The following is a 17,852-nucleotide window of genomic DNA, read 5'->3' as shown; positions in this document are numbered from 1 at the left end:
TGGTCCCCAGGACGGACGCGCCGGGGTGGGCTGTACCGGCGGTGGTTCGGCCACGTTGGCCGGTCCGGGGCTGCAGACAGCCGATCGGGATGTACTTTCACCTGCGTGTCTGCCAAAAAGACCGCGCTGACGGTCCTTTCCGCCGGGCTGCTGGTCCCCGCGATGCTCGTGGTGCCCGCGCACGCCGCGCCCACCCCGCCGACGGACGGGAAGGGACAGCCCGCCAAGGCCCCCGCCGTGGCCGGGCCTCCGGCGTCGATGTCCACGGTCGGCGGAGCCCTGCTCGGCAAGCCGGGGGTCCAGGTGAACCCGCTGGCCGGCGCCCCCGCCCTGCCGACGAACCTGACGGGGCGTTCGTGGATCGTGGCCGACGCCGAGACGGGCGAGGTGCTGGCCGCCAACAACGCGCACTGGCGGCTGCCCCCGGCCTCCACCCTGAAGATGCTCTTCGCGGACACGGTGCTGCCCAGCCTTCCGAAGGACAAGGTCCACAAGGTCACCGACCAGGACATGGAGGGCGTCGGGGCCGGCTCCAGCCTGGTCGGGGTCAAGGAGGACCACGAGTACTCCGTGCACGACCTGTGGCTCGGGGTGTTCCTGCGGTCCGGGAACGACGCCGTGCACGTGCTCGCCGCCATGAACGGCGGCATCGGCAAGACCGTCAAGGACATGCAGGCGCACGCCGAGGAGCTGCAGGCCCTCGACACCCACGTCGTGTCCCCCGACGGGTACGACGCCCCTGAGCAGGTGTCGAGCGCGTACGACCTCACCCTCATCGCCCGCTCCGGCCTGCAGAAGAAGGACTTCCGCGAGTACTGCGGGACGGCTGAGGCGAAGTTCCCCGGCCTGCAGGAGCCCGGGAAGCCGCGCGAGTACTTCGAGATCCAGAACACCAACCGGCTGATGACGGGCGCGAGCGGCCTCTCCCCGTACAAGGGCATCGCCGGAGTGAAGAACGGCAACACCACCATGGCCGGTTCCACCTTCACCGGCGCCGCGCAGCAGGGCAACAAGAAGCTGCTGGTCACGGTGATGAACCCGAGCGCGGGCGGCCTGAACTCCGTCTACGAGGAGACCGCGGGCCTCTTCGACTGGGGCTTCGCGGCGATCGGCAAGGTCAAGCCGGTCGGCGAACTGGTTCGGCCGAAGAGTGCGGACACCTCCTCGATCGGCTCCCCCGCCCAGTCGCACGAGAACGGCCACTCGGCGGCCGGCGAGGGCGCGGAGGGCGGCGTCAGCACCGCCCTCGGCGTCGCGGGCGGGGCGCTGGCCGTGATCGCGGGCGGGGCCTACGCCGTCAACCGCCGCTGGCCGCGCGACCACCGCAGCCGCCGCACCGGCACCGGCGGCGGTGGTGACCAGGCGCCCTAGGGGGTGTCGTGCTCCCGGTTCGCGGGCTCCTCGGGGTCCTGCGCGCCGTCGCCGTCCGCGGCGGCGCGGGTGGTCGTCCAGGCCGAGCAGTACAGCAGCAGCTTCGCCATCAGGTTGATCCAGATCAGCAGGGCGACCGGCACGCCGAAGGCTCCGTACATGCTCTTCGCGGCGACGGCGCGCATGTACCCGCTGAGCAGTAGTTTCAGCAGCTCGAAGCCGGCTGCGCCGAGGAGGGCCGCCTCGATGAGGCTGCGGCGCGGCGGTTCGACGCCTGGCAGCAGGGTCAGCACGTAGAGCAGGATCAGGAAGGCCGCCATGACGCCGACGAGGAAGGCGCCGGTTCGCAGGAGCGCGCCGCCCGCGCCGTGCTGCGGCACGCCCAGCCAGCCGCCGAACTTGCCGACCGCGCTGGAGCCGAGGATCGAGGCCGCGGCCGAGCACAGGCCCACGCCGCCGAGGCCGAGGAGGACGAGCGCGTCCTTGCCCTTGCGGACGACGGGGTTTCCCAGGTCCTCGTCGTCCTTCTCCCACACCGCGCGCAGGCAGTCCCGCATCGAGCCGACCCAGCCGATTCCGGTGACGAGCAGGAGGGCGGAGGCGACGAGCCCGACCGTGCCCGCGTTGGCGACGAGGCCGTCCAGGTCGAGCTGCCCGGAGATGCCGGGGACCTGCTCGGCGAGGTTCTTCTGCAGCCGGTCCAGCTGCTCCTGGCTGAGCAGCGCCGCGCCGATGGCGGCGGCCACGGTGATCAGCGGGAAGAGCGCGAGGAAGCTGATGAAGGTGATCGCGGAGGCGAGCCGGCTCCAGTGGACCCGGTCGAGGCGTTCGTAGGCACGCCACGCGTGCGTCCGCATCAGCCGGACCACGAGTGGCCCGATCACCGGGAGTTTCGTCAGCCAGTCCATGGGGTCACCGTAAAGGAGCTGATGGAAATAGCCGGGATTGCCCGTTTTGGGCACTACGGTCGTCGATTGTGACTTTTCGCGAAGCGCGTCCGATGGACGACTGTCCGTTCCACACCCTGGTCCTGCGCACGCTCCGGTTCCACGCCCGCCACACGCTCAGGCAGCGCCGTCAGGAGCGCCGTACGGCGGTCTCGGCCGCACCGGCGGCCCCCGCCGCCTCGTCGACCGGTGACCCGAGCTGCGCCGGGACCCCACTGACCGGGCCGCTGCCGAAGGGGTACTCGTGCAGCTTCCGCCAGACGCCGTCCGAGCCCTGCTCGTAGAGCGCGAAGCCCGTGCAGATCCACTGCGCCGCGTACTCGGCGAGGGTCGTGAACGCCAGGTCCATCGCCTCCTCGGAGATCCCGTGGGCGACCGTGACGTGCGGGTGGTACGGGAAGGCCAGCTCCCGGTCGAGCGGCCCGTCCGGGTCGCGGACCAGGCCCTGGAGCCGGCTGCAGCCCGTACCGCCCTCGACGACCTGGACGAAGACGACCGGCGAGAGCGGGCGGAACGTGCCGGTGCCGGCGAGCCGCATCGCGAAGGGGCCGAAGGCGGCCGCGACCTCGGACAGGTGGGCCCTGATCTCCGCCAGCCGGTCCCCCTCCACCTCGGTGGGCGGGAGGAGGGTGACATGCGTGGGGATGCCGTGCGCGGCAGCGTCCCCGAAGCCGGTGCGCAGCTCCTGGAGCTGGCTGCCGTACGGCTCCGGGACCGCGATCGAAACGCCGAGCGTTACGGTCCCCACGTATGTCTCCTCCGTCGTCTGGTGCGTACAGGCTGCGTACGGGTCCTGCCGACCCAGTGTGGGGCCAGCACCCCCCGGATTGCCAGGGCCTCTTTCCCTGACCGATTCGTCAGCCCCGGTTCAGTGCTTCGCGGGCACCAGGCCGAGGCGGTCGTAGGCCTGCGCCAGGGTCTCCGCGGCGACCGCGCGGGCCTTCTCCGCGCCCTTGGCGAGGATGGAGTCCAGCGTCTCCGGGTCGTCCAGGTATTCCTGGGTGCGCTGCTTGAACGGTGTGACGAAATCGACCATCACACCGGCCAGGTCCGTCTTCAGGGCGCCGTAGCCCTTGCCCTCGTACTTGGCCTCGAGGGCCGGGACCGACTCCCCCGTGAGGGTGGAGTAGATCGTGAGCAGGTTGCTGACGCCGGGCTTGTGCTCGGCGTCGAAGCGGACCTCGGCCTCGGTGTCGGTGACCGCGCTCTTGATCTTCTTCTCGGTGACCTTGGGCTCGTCGAGGAGGTTGATCAGGCCCTTGGGGGACGACGCGGACTTCGACATCTTGATCGTCGGGTCCTGGAGGTCGTAGATCTTCGCGACCTCCTTGACGATGTGCGCGGCGGGGAGGGTGAAGGTCCGGCCGTAGCGCTGGTTGAAGCGCTCGGCCAGGTCGCGGGTCAGCTCGATGTGCTGGCGCTGGTCCTCGCCGACGGGGACGGCGTTCGCCTGGTAGAGCAGGATGTCGGCGACCTGGAGGATCGGGTACGTGAACAGGCCGACGGTGGCGTTGTTGACGCCGCCCTTGGCGGACTTGTCCTTGAACTGGGTCATCCGGCTGGCCTCGCCGAAGCCGGTGATGCAGTTCATGACCCAGCCGAGCTGGGCGTGCTCGGGGACGTGGCTCTGGATGAAGAGCGTGCAGCGCTCGGGGTCGAGCCCGGCGGCGAGCAGCTGCGCGGCGGAGAGCCGGGTATTGGCGCGGAGCGCGGCCGGATCCTGCGGCATGGTGATCGCGTGCAGGTCGACCACCATGTAGAAGGCGTCGTGCGTCTCCTGCAGGGCGACGTACTGGCGGATGGCTCCGAGGTAGTTCCCGAGGTGGAACGAACCGGAGGTGGGCTGGATACCGGAGAGCGCGCGAGGACGATCAGAAGCCATGGCCCCATTCTCTCAGGTATGACGGCCCTGCCGGTCCGCACCTGTCCGGAAACCCGGCCCGGCACCGCCGGCATTCGGGGCCCGGGTCCGGGCGGAGCCGGGTGGTGGTCCCCCGGACGGAGTCCGGGGGACGTGGAACGGCGGGCAGGGGACCGCTCCGCGCAGCGGCCCCCTGCCGCGTCCGGGTCAGGAGACCGGGAGGCCCGGGGCGGGGAAGGCCGCCATCAGGTCCGACACCTCGCGGCGGATCGCGGACAGCGACGGCTCGTCGGACTTGGAAGCGGCGTCCACCGCCCGGGAGATCCACTCCGCCACCACCGGCATGTGCTCCACGCCCAGCCCCCGCGACGTCAGCGACGGCGTGCCGATGCGAATGCCCGACGGGTCGAACGGCTTGCGCGGGTCGAACGGGACCGTGTTGTAGTTCACGACGATCCCCGCGCGGTCCAGCGCCTTGGCCGCCACCTTGCCCGGGACCCCCCGCGAGGTCAGGTCCATCAGGATCAGGTGGTTGTCCGTACCGCCCGAGACCAGGTCGAAGCCCCGTTCCAGCAGAGCCGCGGCCAGCGCCTTCGCGTTCGCCACCACCGCATGCGCGTACGTCACGAACGACGGCTGCGCCGCCTCGTGCAGCGCCACCGCGATGCCCGCCGTCGTCTGGTTGTGCGGCCCGCCCTGGAGTCCCGGGAACACCGCCTTGTCGATGGCCTTCGCGTGCTCCTCGCGGCACATCAGCATCGCGCCCCGCGGGCCGCGCAGCGTCTTGTGGGTGGTCGTGGAGAGCACGTCCACGTGCCCGACGGGCGACGGGTGCGCCCCGCCCGCGATCAGGCCCGCGATGTGCGCCACGTCCGCGACCAGGATCGAGCCTGCCTCCTGGGCGATCGAGGCGAACGCCTCGAAGTCGATCGTGCGCGGGAGCGCCGTACCGCCACAGAAGATGATCTTCGGGCGCTCCGCCAGTGCCAGCTCCCGCACCGCGTCGTAGTCGATCAGGCCCGTCTGCGCGGAGACCCCGTACTGCACGCCCCGGAACCAGGATCCCGTCGCCGAGACGCCCCAGCCGTGCGTCAGGTGCCCGCCCATCGGCAGGGCCATGCCCATCACCGTGTCGCCGGGCTTCGCGAAGGCCAGGTACACCGCGAGGTTCGCCGGCGAGCCGGAGTACGGCTGGACGTTGGCGTGGTCCACCCCGAACAGGCCCTTCGCCCGCTCGACGGCCAGCGCCTCGACGCGGTCGATGTTCTGCTGGCCCTCGTAGTAGCGGCGGCCCGGGTAGCCCTCGCTGTACTTGTTCTGCAGCACCGTGCCGGAGGCCTCGAGCACGGCGGCGGACACGTAGTTCTCACTGGGGATCAGGCGCAGGGTCTGCGCCTGCAGGGATTCCTCGGCCGTGACGTAGGACGCCAGCTCGGGATCGGTGGCGAGAAGGGCGGGGTGGCGGCTCGCGCTCATGGCGGCTCCTCCGGGGTCGATGTCAGATCTCGTCCCCGCGAGGCCCAGGCGAGCGGCCCTGTATGCGGTCGTGCGCGCACGACTCCCCCGGAGTTGGTTCTCCGTACGCCAGTCGCCGTGCGTGCCGCCCACCATAGCGGGCGGTCCACAGGAAAGGTTTCCCCGTCCGGTATACGAGCGACGTATAGCCGTATACAAGGTGATGTGACGCCGGTGGCACCACCCTCGTCACCCCTGTCACCCGGCCCGCCTGACCGACGATCGGAGACCCCGTGTCGACAACTGCTGAAGCCATGCGTTCCGCCGAGGCCCACAGCGCGCACAACTACCACCCGCTGCCCGTCGTCGTGGCGTCCGCGGAAGGCGCGTGGATGACCGACGTGGAGGGCCGCCGCTACCTGGACATGCTCGCGGGCTACTCGGCGCTCAACTTCGGCCACGGCAACCGGCGTCTGCTCGACGCCGCCAAGGCGCAGCTGGAGCGGGTCACCCTCACCTCGCGGGCCTTCCACCACGACCGGTTCGCCGAGTTCTGCACCGAGCTCGCCGCGCTGTGCGGCAAGGAGATGGTGCTGCCGATGAACACGGGCGCGGAGGCCGTGGAGACGGCGGTGAAGACCGCGCGCAAGTGGGGTTACGAGGTCAAGGGCGTCCCGGACGGGCAGGCCAAGATCGTGGTCGCGTCGGGCAACTTCCACGGCCGCACGACGACGATCGTGAGCTTCTCGACGGACCACGAGGCCCGCGACCACTACGGGCCCTACACGCCGGGGTTCGAGATCGTGCCGTACGGGGACCTCACCGCGCTGGCCGCGGCCGTCACGGCGAACACCGTGGCCGTGCTGCTGGAGCCGATCCAGGGCGAGGCGGGGGTGCTGGTGCCGCCCGCCGGGTACCTGCGGGGCGTACGGGAGCTCACGCGCGAGCGGAACGTGCTGTTCATGGCGGACGAGATCCAGTCGGGGCTGGGCCGGACCGGGAAGACGTTCGCGTGCGAGCACGAGGACGTCGTGCCGGACGTGTACGTCCTCGGCAAGGCGCTGGGCGGCGGCGTCGTCCCGGTGTCGGCCGTCGTCGCGGACCGGGACGTGCTCGGGGTGTTCCGGCCGGGCGAGCACGGCTCCACCTTCGGCGGCAACCCGCTGGCCTGCGCGGTGGCCCTGGAGGTGATCGCGATGCTGCGCACCGGCGAGTACCAGCAGCGCGCCACCGAGCTCGGCGACCATCTGCACCGGGAACTGAACCTGCTGGTCGGCGGGGGCGCGGTGACCGCCGTACGCGGGCGCGGTCTGTGGGCGGGCGTCGACATCGCCCCGGGGCACGGCACGGGCCGGGAGATCTCCGAGGCGCTGATGGAGCGGGGCGTGCTGGTCAAGGACACGCACGGGTCGACGATCCGGATCGCACCGCCGCTGGTGATCAGCAAGGAGGACCTGGACTGGGGCCTGGACCAGCTGCGGACGGTCCTCGCAGCCGGCTGACCGCAATCCGCCGGGGCCCGGCCGGGAACCACCCGGTTCCCGGCCGGTGCCTTCGGGGGCTACAGGATGACGTGCGGCAGGAAGCGGGCGTACTCGTCCGTGACCGGGCCCGCCGACTCACGGATGCCGAGGCCCGCCGCCTCCTCCTCGACGACCCACGCGCCGAGCACCACGCGGTTGCCGTCGAAGTCGGGCAGCGGGGCCAGGCCCTGGAAGACGTACGTCTCCCCCTCTTCCGGTACGAAGGGTTCGCCGCCGGCCGGGTGCAGGGTGACCCCGGCGCCCTCGCGGCCCAGCAGGGGCTTCGCGGCGTACCCGGTGGTCTCCGCGAGCTCGCGCGGGCCGTCGAGGTAGGCGGGCAGCAGGTTCGGGTGCTCCGGGAAGAGCTCCCACAGGATCGCCAGCAGCGCCTTGTTGGACAGCAGCATCTTCCACAGCGGCTCGATCCAGGTGGTGGTCCCGGAGCCGCCGCCGTGGTCGTACGTGCCGAGGACCTGCGGGCCGAACGCGTCGGTGGCCAGCCATTCCCACGGGTAGAGCTTGAAGCAGCTGCGGATGAAGCCCAGCTTCTGGTCCACGAACCGGCCCGACAGGCTGTCCCAGCCGATCTGCTCGACGGCCAGCGCCTCGGTGTCCAGGCCCGCCTGCTCGGCGGTCTCCTGGAGGTAGGCGACCGTCATCAGGTCCTCGCCGAGCTCGTCGGTCTCGGAGTGCGCGAAGTGCAGCGGGCCGGGCGGCAGCAGCTCGGCCTGCCGGCGCCAGGCCTCGACGAGCCGCTCGTGGAGGGAGTTCCACTGGTCGGCGCCGGGGAAGCGCTCCTCCATCCAGAACCACTGCGGACTGGCCGCCTCCACGAGGGAGGTGGGGGTGTCGGCGTTGTACTCCAGCATCTTGGCCGGACTGCCGTCGCCTTCGTAGCGCAGGTCGAACCGGCCGTACAGGGACGGCTGTTCGGCCCGCCGGTGCCAGGACTCGGCGATGCGCTCCGCGAGGCGCGGGTCGGTGATGCCGAGGTCCGCGAAGCGGTCGTGCTCGACGATGTGCGCGGCCGCGGCCAGGCACATGGCGTGCAGCTCCTCGACGACGTTCTCCAGCGCCTCGACCTCGGGGAGCGAGAAGGAGTAGTACGCGCTCTCGTCCCAATAGGGGCGCAGGGAGTCGTCGGGGTAGCGGGTGAGGGGGTAGATGAGCCCCTGCTCCTCGACGGTCTTCTGCCAGTCGGGACGCGGCTCGATGGTGTGACGGCGCACGCGGTTCAGCCGCCGCTGGAGCTGGAGTGGCCGCCGATGCCGCCGCGGGTGACGGCGGACTTGTCGAAGCTGCCGCCGCTGACCCGGTTGTTGGAGACGGTGCCGCCGTAGTAGTACACGCCGCGGCTGCTGCTGCTTCCGCTGCCGCTCTTGCACTCCTTGCTGTTCAGCTTCTCCATGGTGGCTCGGTCCACGCAGCGCTTGTCGGGCTCGCTGCTGCTGCCGCAGGCCACGAGGGCTGCGGCGAGCAGGCCCATGCCGCCGAGGGCGACGCTGCCGGAGCGCATGCGGCGTCGGGTGGTGCTGCTTCTACTGCTGCTGTCGTCCATGCCATCCATGGCGGACAGACTAGAACGGGGCGGCGAAGCGATGGAATCCGGCCGTCGAAACCCTCTCATCACCTCCATGACCTAGAGTCAATTCGTGCTTCTTGGGATGGTTTGCGCGCTCGGTGCGGCGGTCTGCTTCGGCACGGCGTCCGTCCTTCAGGCGATGGCCGCGCGGGCGGTGGAGCCGGGAACCGGGTCGGGGGTGGACACGGCACTGCTGCTGCGGGCGGCCCGGCAGTGGCGGTACGTGCTGGGCCTGGGGCTGGACGCGGCCGGATTCGTCCTCCAGATCGTGGCGCTGAAGAACATCCCGATCTACACGGTGGGGGCGGCGCTGGCGGCGAGCCTCGCGGTGACGGCCGTGGTCTCGGCGCGGCTGCTGCACGTACGGCTGAGCAGGGCCGAGTGGGGCGCGGTGGGGATGGTGTGCGCGGGGCTGGCGATGCTGGGGCTGGCGTCGGGCGAGGAGGGCTCGGGGACGGGGTCGTTCGCGCTGAAGCTGGGGCTGCTGGTGGTGGCCGGGCTGGTGCTGCTGGTGGGGGCCGTGGCCGGCGGGCTCCCGGACCCGTCCCGGGCCCTGGTGCTCGGCCTGGCGGCGGGAACGGGCTTCGGGGTGGTGGAGGTGGCGGTCCGTCTCATCGACGACATCTCGTTGGCGTCGCTCACGAACCCGGCGCTGTACGCACTGCTGCTGGGCGGGGGCGCGGCGTTCCTGCTGCTCACCTCGGCGCTGCAGCGGGGCTCGGTGACGACGGCCACGGCGGGCATGGTGATCGGCGAAACGATCGGCCCCGCGGTGGTGGGCGTGGCCTGGCTCGGCGACCGCACGCGCGAGGGCCTGACCTGGCTGGCCGTCCTCGGCTTCGCGGTATCGGTAGCCGGAGCCCTCCTCCTGACCCGCTTCGGCGAACCGCCGGAACCGGAACCCGCGCCGGCGGCGACGTAGCCGAACCGGCGGTACCTGAGCCGCTGCCCGGCCGGCCCAGCCCGCCGGCCGAGGCGCACCCAGCCCGGCCGGCGCCCGAGGCGCGGGGTTCGGGGGCGGGAGCCCCGGCAGCGGCGGCGCACCGGCACCCGCACCGCCGCGCACGCGTCACGGCAGAGCGGAGACCAGCGCCGCCAGCGTCGGGGACCAGGCGCTCGTGGACGGAGTCCCGTAACCCACCACCAGCGCCTCGCGCGCCGGCAGCCCCGCCTCCGGGTGGGCGTAGCGGGACAGGGTCTCCAGGGCCAGGTCCTGCCAGGCGGCAGCCCGCAGCACCGAGGCCTGCGTCCCCGCCGGGAGGTCCAGCACCGCGTGCAGGCCCGCCGCGATGCCCGACACCGCCACCCGGCCGGCGACGGCCGCGACCAGCTCGTCCCGGCGCCTGCGGTACCGCAGCCGCATCCCGCGTACGTGCCGGTCGTACGCCCCGGACCGGATGAACTCCGCGAGCGTCAGCTGGTCCAGCGCACTCGAGGTCCAGTCGGTCCGCCCCTTCGCCTCCACGACCTCGTCCAGCAGCCCCGGCGGCACCACCATCCACCCCATCCGCAGCCCCGGCGCGAGCGACTTGCTCGCCGTGCCGAGGTACACCACCCGGTCCGGGTCCAGTCCCTGCAGTGCCCCCACCGACTGGCGGTCGTAGCGGAACTCCCCGTCGTAGTCGTCCTCCAGGATCAGCCCGCCCGTGGTCCGGGCCCAGTCGACCGCCGCCGCCCGCCGGGACGGGGTCAGCGCCGCCCCGGTGGGGAACTGGTGGGCGGGGGTCAGCAGCACCGCCCCCGACTCCGCGGACAGGTCCGGTGTCCGCGCCCCCGAGGCGTCCACCGTCAGCGGCCGGGTCCGCAGCCCCGCCCCCGTCAGCAGCTCCCGGTGCGGGTCGAGGCTGTACCCCTCCACCGCGACCTCCCGCACCCGCCGCGCCCGCAGCACCCCCGCCAGCAGCGTCAGCGCGTGCACGAACCCCGCGCACAGCACGATCCGCTGCGGGTCCGCGTACACCCCGCGCGCCCGCGCCAGGTACCCCGCGAGCGCCTCCCGCAGCTCCACCCGCCCGCGCGCGTCGGCCGCGTACCCGAAGGCCTCGTTCGGCGCGTCCGTCAGCGCCCGCCGGGCCGCCGTCAGCCAGGCGGCGCGCGGGAAGCCGCCCAGGTCCGGGGTGCCGGGCACCAGGTCGTACGAGGGCTGCCGCCGCGCGGGATGCCGGACCCGGGCAGCGCCCGCGGGCCGCCGCGGCCGGGCCCGTTCCGCGACCAGCGTGCCCGAGCCCTGCCGGGCCGTCAGCCAGCCCTCGGCGACGAGTTCGGCGTAGGCCTCCGCGACCGTGTTGCGCGCGATCCCGAGGTCGGCGGCGAACGACCGCGAGGACGGCAGCCGGGTCCCGGGTGCCAGCCGCCCGCTGCGCGCGGCCTCGCGCAGCGCGTCGACCAGGCCGGCCCGCAGGCCTCGCCCGGCGGAGAGGTCCAGATGCAGGTCGGCGCCGAAAGTGGCCCATGATTCCGTCATGGATATGGACCATATCGGCGGGCCGCCTGCTGCCTAGGGTGGAGACATGACCACCACGCACGAACACACCGCCGCACACGCCCCCGAGCACACCCCGCGCATGGGCTGGACCCAGCACGTGCCCGACGTCTACAAGGCCGTCGTGGGCCTGGAGATCGCTTCGAAGAAGGGCCTGGACCCGGTCCTGGTCGAGCTGGTCAAGATCCGTGCCTCGCAGCTCAACCACTGCGCGTTCTGCCTGGACATGCACGCGAAGGACGCGCTCGCCGCGGGCGAGACCGTCGAGCGGATCGTCCAGCTCGCCGCCTGGGAGGAATCGCGCCACTTCTACACCGAGAAGGAGGCCGCGGCGCTCGAGCTGACCGAGGCCGTGACCGTCCTGACCGACGGTTTCGTTCCCGACGAGGTGTACGAGAAGGCGGCGAAGCACTTCGAGGAGAAGGAGCTCGCCCAGCTGATCGCCGTGATCGCGACGATCAACGTCTGGAACCGCTTCGCGGTGACCACCCGCATGGTCCCGGGCCACTACACGCCGGGCATGCACAAGTAGGACGGACGCCCGGCCCCTGTCATTCGGGCCGGAACGACTCCGCGGCCGCCGTGAGGTTCGCCCGTACGGTGGACGGGTCGGCGGCGCGGCCGGCGGCCAGCAGCGCCCAGCGCCGGCCGTCCGCCGTGGTGACGATCCGCTCGATGCCCCGGCGGCGGCCGCGGGACTCCGCGCTGTCGTACTCGTAGACCAGCTCGCACGCGCTTGCGGCCACCGGTTCGAGGGAGACCTGCCGGTAGTTGGGCGTCCCGCTCTCCAGCGACTTCGAGGAGGTCCGCAGCAGCTCGCAGGAGCTGGTGGACCGGTCCTCCGTGATCGGGAAGACCTGCAGCAGGGCGCTGCGGTCGCCGCCGGGCGGGCGGTAGAAGGACCCGCTGCCCTGCTCCTCGTGGCTGGGCTGCCATCCGGTGGGGACGGACACCGAGAAGCCGGCCTCGTTGCGCACCAGCGTGTAGCCGGGGCTGCTGCCGGTGCCCGGCGAGGCCGACCGGCTCGGGCCCGGAGCGGGGCTCGCCGGCGCCGACGCGGACGAGCCGGCCGTGGCCGCCCCGGACCGGAGCGGCGGCTGCGCGTTCGTGCCGGGCCCGTCCTCCCCGCCCAGCAGCATCCACCCCGCCACCGAGGCCCCGCCGACGACCGCCGCCACCAGCCCCACGAGCAGCGGGGTCCGCCACTTCGGCCCCCGGCCGCCGTCGCCCGGCCCGTACGGCTCCGGCGGCGGGGTCGGCTGCGGGCCCCAGGGCTCGTACCCGGGGCCGGCCGGGTATCCGGGGCCGGGGCCGGCGCGGGGGCCGGGGGCGGGGCCGGCGCGGGGGCCGGGGGCGACCCCTGGGCCCACCACTCGGGCTGGGCCGGCTGCTCGGGCCGACCCGCAGGCTCGGGCGGGGGCGCGTCCGGGGACGCCGGGCGCTCCCCCCACTCCCACGCCTGCGACTGCGGGTTCCACCAGGCGTCGTCGGACGAGGACACCGGTCAGCCTCCCAGCGAGGCGAGCAGCCCGCCCAGCGCCGTGGCCGCGCTCACCGACTCCACCAGCGGAGCCCACCGCTCCAGTGCCCCGCGCAGCCGCGCGGCGAGCCCCGGCCGGATCTCCTCGGCCTCCTCCAGCCGGTCGGCCGCCTCCTCCAGCTCCGCGTCCAGTTCCACCCGTCCGGTGCTGCGGGGCATCCGCACGAGTTCGGCGCGCAGTGCGCGTACGGCCTCCAGCAGCTCCGCCGCGCCGGGCACGCCGTCGTCGTCCCTGCCGCCGGCCTGCCGGACGGTGTTCCTGTTGTTGCTTCCGCCGATGCTGAAGGCGCTGCCGGTGACGTCGCCGAACCGGACCGCGCTCTCTTCGCCGTTACTTCCCACCGCTGCTCCCCTTGCTGCCCGTACCGCTCCCCGCGGTGTTCTTGTTGTCAGTGCCGCCGACGCTGAAGGCGCTGTTGCTCACCGACTGGATGAAGGTGCCGCCCTCGGCGACGTGGATCGCGCGCTGCGCGAATTCCGCTGTGTGCCAGCCCGCTTCGTGCAGGGCGACGGTGACCCCGCCGACCACCCGGTCCTGAATGGTTTTGAGGTACCGGTCGAGGTCCATGAGGTGGAAGAGCGAGCCGTCCCCCTGCGCGGCGATCTCCCGCACCGAGAGCCGCGGCCCCTCCGGACGGGCCCCGCCATGGCCGCCGGTGACGATCCGCCACCAGCCGGCGATCCCCCGGCCCAGGGTGGCGAAGGAGCCCGCGAACGAGCCGGGAGTGGCGACGAGGGCCGCGGCGGCCTTGCCGTACCAGGTGTTGTTCAGGAAGCGGACGGCGTCCGCTTCGGCGTTCTGGAAGGTGGTCCGTACGGGCAGCAGCACGTGCGGGGCGACCTCCAGCATCAGCATCCCGCCCTGGGTGTGGACCCGTACGAAGACGGTGACGACGAGGTCCTCGTCCCAGCCGCCGACCCGCACGCGCAGGAAGTGCCTGCGCCGCTCCCCGCCCTCTTCTACGGCGGCGAGCCGGTGGTCGGCGAACTGCTGCGCCGACACCGGGGCCTGGTCCCGGTGCGGAAGCCCGCGGGCCGGCATGAACACGCACTCGTCGACGACCAGCTCGCGCAGCCGGTCCAGTACGGCGGCCTGGGCCTGCGCGGAGCCGTGCGGCGACGGGACGCGCAGGGCCAGCAGGAGGGGCACGATGCGCCGCACGATGTCGGCGTTGGTGAGGGGCTGCGGCTTGCGGTCGGGGCCGAGGTCCTCGCGCGGGCGCAGTTCCACGGAGAGCTGCCAGGGCCGGTACGGCTCCCCGGCCCCCGTGAACGGGCCGTTGATGTCGTACATGACCATGTGCGCGTGCTGTTCGCGCTTGATGCGGTCGCGGACCCGGGCGAAGCGGGGGTTCTGCGTCCTGGGATCGGCGGACGGGTCGGCGTACCGGCGCGGGGCGAGGTCGGTGGAGACGATGCGAGCGCCGTATCCGCGCTGGAGCATCACCAGGAAGACGATGGCCGCGTACACGAGGGGGGCCAGCCACAGGGTGAGGGGCACGGAGTCGTCGGATCCGCCGGCGGCGCGGCCGGAGCCGTCGAACCCGCCCGACCCGCTGAAGTCGCCGTCGTAGTCGTACCCGTCGAGGCTGCCGGAGCTGCCGGAGCCGACGCCCAGGAGGAGCCGGGCGAACTCACCGTCCCCGGAGTCGTCGGACACGGCCGTCCAGAAGAAGGAGACGAGGAAGGCCAGCATCAGCCAGGTGAAGATCCGCAGCAGCGTGCCCGACAAGCGCACCAGGGGGTGGCGCCGGCCGCGGAGCCAGTTGGCGAAGCTCAGCAGCAGGAAGGGGGTGAACAACAGACCCAGCACGCGGGTCAGCAGGGCTCCCACGAACCACGCGCCGAGTATCCCGCCCGCCCAGGCGAGCTCGACCCGGCGGGCGCGGAGCGCGTGGGCCAGGACCCGGGTGGCGTCGAAGCCGTAGGACGGGGCGGCGATCCGCTCCTCGTGGACGTACAGCTCGTCGATCACCCGAGCGCGGTACGAGGGGTCGAGGTAGGTTCCCGCGCACAGGAGGCGGCCGGCCTCGCTGACGGAGGGGTGCACCGGCGGTCGCCCGTTGCGCGGGTCTGCCGGGACGCCCCCGCCCGACTGAGGGGGAATCAGATGGTCGGTCACCGGCTGACCTTATTTTCCCCCTACAGGCCCCCGACAGGCCAGTTCACGCCAAAGCGCCCCGGCCAGGTTTGGCCGGGGCGCAAGGGTGTTCGTACCGCTCAGGCGATCAGGTGAGGCGCCTGCTCCGTACGGCCGATCAGATCAGGCCGAGCTCGCGGACCGCGTCGCGCTCCTCGACGAGCTCCGCCACGGACGCGTCGATGCGCGTACGGGAGAACTCGTTGATGTCCAGGCCCTGGACGATCTCGTACTTGCCGTCCTTGCAGGTGACGGGGAAGGAGGAGATCAGGCCCTCCGGGACGCCGTAGGAGCCGTCCGACGGGATGCCCATGGAGGTCCAGTCGCCCGCGGCGGTGCCGTTGACCCACGTGTGGACGTGGTCGATGGCGGCGTTGGCGGCCGAGGCGGCCGAGGACGCGCCACGGGCCTCGATGATCGCGGCGCCGCGCTTGGCGACGGTCGGGATGAAGGTGTCGGCGAGCCACAGCTCGTCGCTGACGACCTCGGCGGCGTTCTTGCCGGCGATCTCCGCGTGGAAGATGTCCGGGTACTGGGTGGCCGAGTGGTTGCCCCAGATGGTCAGGCGCTTGATGTCGGTGACGTCGGCGCCGGTCTTCTTGGCGAGCTGCGAGATCGCGCGGTTGTGGTCCAGGCGGGTCATCGCGGTGAAGCGCTCGGCCGGTACGTCCGGGGCGGCGGCCTGCGCGATGAGCGCGTTGGTGTTGGCCGGGTTGCCCACGACCAGGACCTTGATGTCGTCCGCGGCGTGCGCGTTGATCGCGGCGCCCTGCGGCTTGAAGATGCCGCCGTTGGCGGAGAGCAGGTCACCGCGCTCCATGCCCTTGGTGCGCGGGCGGGCGCCCACGAGCAGGGCGACGTTCGCACCCTCGAAGCCCGCGTTCGGGTCGTCGAAGATGTCGATGCCCTTCAGCAGCGGGAAGGCGCAGTCGTCGAGCTCCATGGCGGTGCCCTCGGCGGCCTTCATGCCCTGGGGGATCTCCAGGAGGCGGAGCTTGACCGGCACGTCCGCGCCGAGCAGGTGACCGGACGCGATGCGGAAGAGCAGCGCGTAGCCGATCTGGCCGGCGGCGCCGGTGACGGTGACATTCACGGGAGTGCGGGTCATGGCCTTCTCCGTTAGACAGCTGGCGGTGGGGCGTCCCCGCCCCATGTGCTGGCGGACGCCGCTTCGCTGCGAATCTTGACGTGAAGAGACATCCGGCGTCAGGCTATCCGACCTTCGAGCGGCCCAATCCCCCGGTCCGTGTGGTGCATGGCACACGGACCGGGAGTTCGAAGGTGCGGAGCGGGAATTCCCCCCGCTTTTCAGCCATACGGCGCTGGCGGACGGGTGTCGCACAGGCGCACGAAAGGCGCCGTCGGACCCCGGCGGACCCCGGCGCACGCCTCAGCGGACGGTGAAGCGCACCGCGCTCTCCAGGAACGGGAGGTGCAGCAACGGCTTGGGCTCCATCACCAGCGCGAGCAGCGTGACCGCCACCCCCAGCAGCCCGTACGTGACCATGTCCGTGAAGCGGGAGCGCACCGCGAGCATCCCCACCTGCGGCAGTACGCGCCGCAGCACGGAGGCCGCGATCAGGGCCACGCCGATCACCAGGCAGCCGACCCGGGGGTGTCCCAGTGCGGTCAGGAGCAGTCCGACCGCGGTGGCGGCGAGGACGCTGAGCATCGGCCACTGCCGGGCCGCGAGCGCGTCCCCGGGCGCGGCGCGGCCGTGCCCCTCGGGCCGGGCCGTGTCCTGGGTGACGGAGGGGAAGCGGCGCGACTTCGCCGTCTCCGCGCCCGCGGGCGCGGAGACGACGTCTTCGGCGCCGCTCCCGGACCCGGTCCCGGTTCCCGAGCCGGCGCCGGTCCCGGCTTCCGCTTCGTGCTCAGCCTGCACTGGTCGACGTCCGTTCCGCCGCCTCGACGACGTTCACGAGCAGCTGCGCGCGGGTCATCGGGCCGACTCCGCCCGGGTTCGGGGAGATCCAGCCGGCCACCTCGGCGACGCCCGGGTGCACATCGCCGACGATCTTGCCCTGCTCGTCGCGGCTGACGCCCACGTCCAGGACGGCCGCGCCGGGCTTCACGTCCTCCGGCTTGACCAGGTGCGGGACGCCGGCCGCCGCGACGATGATGTCCGCCTGGCGCAGCTGGGCGGGCAGGTCGCGGGTGCCGGTGTGGCACAGGGTCACGGTGGCGTTCTCCGACTTGCGGGTCAGCAGCAGGCCCATGGAGCGCCCGACGGTGATGCCGCGGCCGAGGAGCACCACGTGGGCGCCGTTGATCTCGACGCCGTGGTGGCGCAGCAGCTGGACGATCCCGTACGGGGTGCAGGGCAGCGGGCCCGGCTCGTTCAGCACCAGCCGGCCGAGCGACATGGGGTGCAGGCCGTCGGCGTCCTTCGCCGGGTCCATCAGCTCCAGGACCCGGTTGGTGTCGATGCCCTTGGGGAGGGGGAGTTGGACGATGTAGCCGGTGCACTCCGGGTTCGCGTTGAGTTCCCGTACGACCGCCTCGATGTCCTCCTGGGAGGCCGTCGCGGGCAGTTCGCGCTGGATGGATGCGATGCCGACCTCGGCACAGTCCTTGTGCTTGCCGTTGACGTACCAGCGGCTGCCCGGGTCGTCGCCGACCAGCAGGGTGCCGAGGCCGGGGGTGATGCCCCGGGCCTTGAGCGCCGCCACGCGGGCGGTCAGTTCGGACTTGATCGCGGCGGCGGTGGCCTTGCCATCGAGAATCTGGGCGGTCATGGTCCCATCCTCCCGGATGGGACGCCCCCGGTTCCAGTCGTGGGGGCCGCCGCGGGTCCGTCACAGACTTGAACCATTCATTGCACTTGCACAACAAGTGACGGGCCGGTCGCGCCGCGGCTGGACAACTCCGGCCCGATCGGACCACGATGACCGAAAGAGTGCCGCGGGCAGTGCCGGGGGGCGGACCGCAAATCGCAGTATTTTCCTCCG

At 72.4% G+C, this 17,852-nt stretch carries 17 protein-coding genes and 1 riboswitch; of the genes, 4 read left to right on the top strand and 13 right to left on the bottom strand.

Annotated features, from left to right (window positions below; translation table 11 throughout):
* Positions 1-105 precede the first annotated feature (105 nt).
* Entirely contained in the window at positions 106-1,371 is a 1,266-nt protein-coding gene (locus IF09_RS39775; RefSeq protein ID WP_234320841.1) for a D-alanyl-D-alanine carboxypeptidase family protein, read from the top strand.
* Here the strand turns inward: IF09_RS39775 and IF09_RS0100250 are convergent.
* The 4 genes from IF09_RS0100250 to glyA form a co-directional block, all read right to left on the bottom strand.
* Complete coding sequence (locus IF09_RS0100250) at positions 1,368-2,279, bottom strand: YihY/virulence factor BrkB family protein (RefSeq protein WP_037633572.1); 912 nt, start codon at positions 2,277-2,279, stop codon at positions 1,368-1,370. The two genes, IF09_RS39775 and IF09_RS0100250, sit on opposite strands and share 4 nt — an antisense overlap.
* A 169-nt stretch (positions 2,280-2,448) precedes the next feature.
* Complete coding sequence (locus IF09_RS0100245) at positions 2,449-3,066, bottom strand: 2'-5' RNA ligase family protein (protein ID WP_037633570.1); 618 nt, start codon at positions 3,064-3,066, stop codon at positions 2,449-2,451.
* A gap of 120 nt (positions 3,067-3,186) precedes the next feature.
* Positions 3,187-4,200 (bottom strand): tryptophan--tRNA ligase, encoded by a 1,014-nt coding sequence (gene trpS, locus IF09_RS0100240; RefSeq protein ID WP_030290662.1) that lies wholly within the window; start codon positions 4,198-4,200, stop codon positions 3,187-3,189.
* Positions 4,201-4,386: 186 nt separating this feature from the next.
* Positions 4,387-5,655 (bottom strand): serine hydroxymethyltransferase, encoded by a 1,269-nt coding sequence (gene glyA, locus IF09_RS0100235; RefSeq protein WP_030290660.1) that lies wholly within the window; start codon positions 5,653-5,655, stop codon positions 4,387-4,389.
* Between the two features lie 35 nt (positions 5,656-5,690).
* A riboswitch (ZMP/ZTP riboswitch) is annotated at positions 5,691-5,781 on the bottom strand.
* A gap of 167 nt (positions 5,782-5,948) precedes the next feature.
* Between glyA and rocD the strand changes: the two genes are divergently transcribed.
* Positions 5,949-7,136, top strand: coding sequence for an ornithine--oxo-acid transaminase (rocD, locus tag IF09_RS0100230; RefSeq protein WP_199920384.1), 1,188 nt, complete (start codon positions 5,949-5,951; stop codon positions 7,134-7,136).
* A gap of 59 nt (positions 7,137-7,195) precedes the next feature.
* Here the strand turns inward: rocD and IF09_RS0100225 are convergent, their stop codons facing one another.
* Together IF09_RS0100225 and IF09_RS0100220 are read right to left on the bottom strand one after the other, a co-directional pair.
* Complete coding sequence (locus tag IF09_RS0100225; RefSeq protein WP_030290657.1) at positions 7,196-8,386, bottom strand: glutathionylspermidine synthase family protein; 1,191 nt, start codon at positions 8,384-8,386, stop codon at positions 7,196-7,198.
* Positions 8,387-8,391: 5 nt separating this feature from the next.
* Positions 8,392-8,724, bottom strand: coding sequence for a hypothetical protein (locus tag IF09_RS0100220; RefSeq protein ID WP_078612974.1), 333 nt, complete (start codon positions 8,722-8,724; stop codon positions 8,392-8,394).
* A gap of 97 nt (positions 8,725-8,821) precedes the next feature.
* Between IF09_RS0100220 and IF09_RS0100215 the strand changes: the two genes are divergently transcribed.
* Complete coding sequence (locus IF09_RS0100215; protein ID WP_030290653.1) at positions 8,822-9,661, top strand: membrane protein; 840 nt, start codon at positions 8,822-8,824, stop codon at positions 9,659-9,661.
* Positions 9,662-9,808: 147 nt separating this feature from the next.
* On the opposite strand, the gene IF09_RS0100210 is transcribed toward IF09_RS0100215, so the two are convergent.
* Positions 9,809-11,203, bottom strand: a complete 1,395-nt coding sequence (locus IF09_RS0100210) for a PLP-dependent aminotransferase family protein (RefSeq protein WP_030290651.1) — start codon at positions 11,201-11,203, stop codon at positions 9,809-9,811.
* 46 nt (positions 11,204-11,249) lie between these two features.
* Here IF09_RS0100210 and IF09_RS0100205 point away from each other — a divergent pair, with 46 nt between their 5' ends.
* Complete coding sequence (locus IF09_RS0100205; protein ID WP_030290649.1) at positions 11,250-11,753, top strand: carboxymuconolactone decarboxylase family protein; 504 nt, start codon at positions 11,250-11,252, stop codon at positions 11,751-11,753.
* A 19-nt stretch (positions 11,754-11,772) separates the two neighbouring features.
* On the opposite strand, the gene IF09_RS41530 is transcribed toward IF09_RS0100205, so the two are convergent.
* The 6 genes from IF09_RS41530 to IF09_RS0100170 form a co-directional block, all read right to left on the bottom strand.
* A complete protein-coding gene (locus tag IF09_RS41530; protein WP_030290647.1) occupies positions 11,773-12,594 on the bottom strand; it encodes a hypothetical protein in 822 nt (273 codons plus the stop codon).
* A 131-nt stretch (positions 12,595-12,725) separates the two neighbouring features.
* A complete protein-coding gene (locus tag IF09_RS41525; protein WP_051831969.1) occupies positions 12,726-13,103 on the bottom strand; it encodes a hypothetical protein in 378 nt (125 codons plus the stop codon).
* A complete protein-coding gene (locus IF09_RS0100185) occupies positions 13,093-14,883 on the bottom strand; it encodes a hypothetical protein (RefSeq protein ID WP_063607298.1) in 1,791 nt (596 codons plus the stop codon). The genes IF09_RS41525 and IF09_RS0100185 overlap by 11 nt, the downstream gene beginning before the upstream one ends.
* Before the next feature lie 136 nt (positions 14,884-15,019).
* A complete protein-coding gene (locus IF09_RS0100180; RefSeq protein ID WP_030290642.1) occupies positions 15,020-16,009 on the bottom strand; it encodes a malate dehydrogenase in 990 nt (329 codons plus the stop codon).
* Between the two features lie 282 nt (positions 16,010-16,291).
* On the bottom strand, positions 16,292-16,786 hold the full coding sequence (locus IF09_RS39765; protein WP_051831966.1) for a DUF3017 domain-containing protein: 495 nt from the start codon (positions 16,784-16,786) through the stop codon (positions 16,292-16,294).
* Entirely contained in the window at positions 16,776-17,639 is an 864-nt protein-coding gene (locus tag IF09_RS0100170; RefSeq protein ID WP_030290639.1) for a bifunctional methylenetetrahydrofolate dehydrogenase/methenyltetrahydrofolate cyclohydrolase, read from the bottom strand. Before IF09_RS0100170 ends, IF09_RS39765 begins: the two co-directional genes overlap by 11 nt.
* Positions 17,640-17,852 lie beyond the last annotated feature (213 nt).

Source organism: Streptomyces katrae (assembly GCF_000717655.1).
Taxonomy (GTDB): Bacteria; Actinomycetota; Actinomycetes; order Streptomycetales; family Streptomycetaceae; genus Streptomyces; species Streptomyces katrae_B.
Note: the sequence above shows the minus strand (reverse complement) of the source record. Positions and strands in the feature narration are given on the sequence as shown.

Coding starts and splice junctions, on each gene's coding strand:
- IF09_RS0100220 (WP_078612974.1), bottom strand. CDS start 8,724: ATGGATGGCATGGACGACAGCAGCAGTAGAAGCAGCACCACCCGACGC.
- glyA (WP_030290660.1), bottom strand. CDS start 5,655: ATGAGCGCGAGCCGCCACCCCGCCCTTCTCGCCACCGATCCCGAGCTG.
- rocD (WP_199920384.1), top strand. CDS start 5,949: ATGCGTTCCGCCGAGGCCCACAGCGCGCACAACTACCACCCGCTGCCC.
- IF09_RS0100205 (WP_030290649.1), top strand. CDS start 11,250: ATGACCACCACGCACGAACACACCGCCGCACACGCCCCCGAGCACACC.
- IF09_RS0100250 (WP_037633572.1), bottom strand. CDS start 2,279: ATGGACTGGCTGACGAAACTCCCGGTGATCGGGCCACTCGTGGTCCGG.
- IF09_RS0100210 (WP_030290651.1), bottom strand. CDS start 11,203: ATGACGGAATCATGGGCCACTTTCGGCGCCGACCTGCATCTGGACCTC.
- IF09_RS0100215 (WP_030290653.1), top strand. CDS start 8,822: ATGGTTTGCGCGCTCGGTGCGGCGGTCTGCTTCGGCACGGCGTCCGTC.
- IF09_RS0100180 (WP_030290642.1), bottom strand. CDS start 16,009: ATGACCCGCACTCCCGTGAATGTCACCGTCACCGGCGCCGCCGGCCAG.
- trpS (WP_030290662.1), bottom strand. CDS start 4,200: ATGGCTTCTGATCGTCCTCGCGCGCTCTCCGGTATCCAGCCCACCTCC.
- IF09_RS0100170 (WP_030290639.1), bottom strand. CDS start 17,639: ATGACCGCCCAGATTCTCGATGGCAAGGCCACCGCCGCCGCGATCAAG.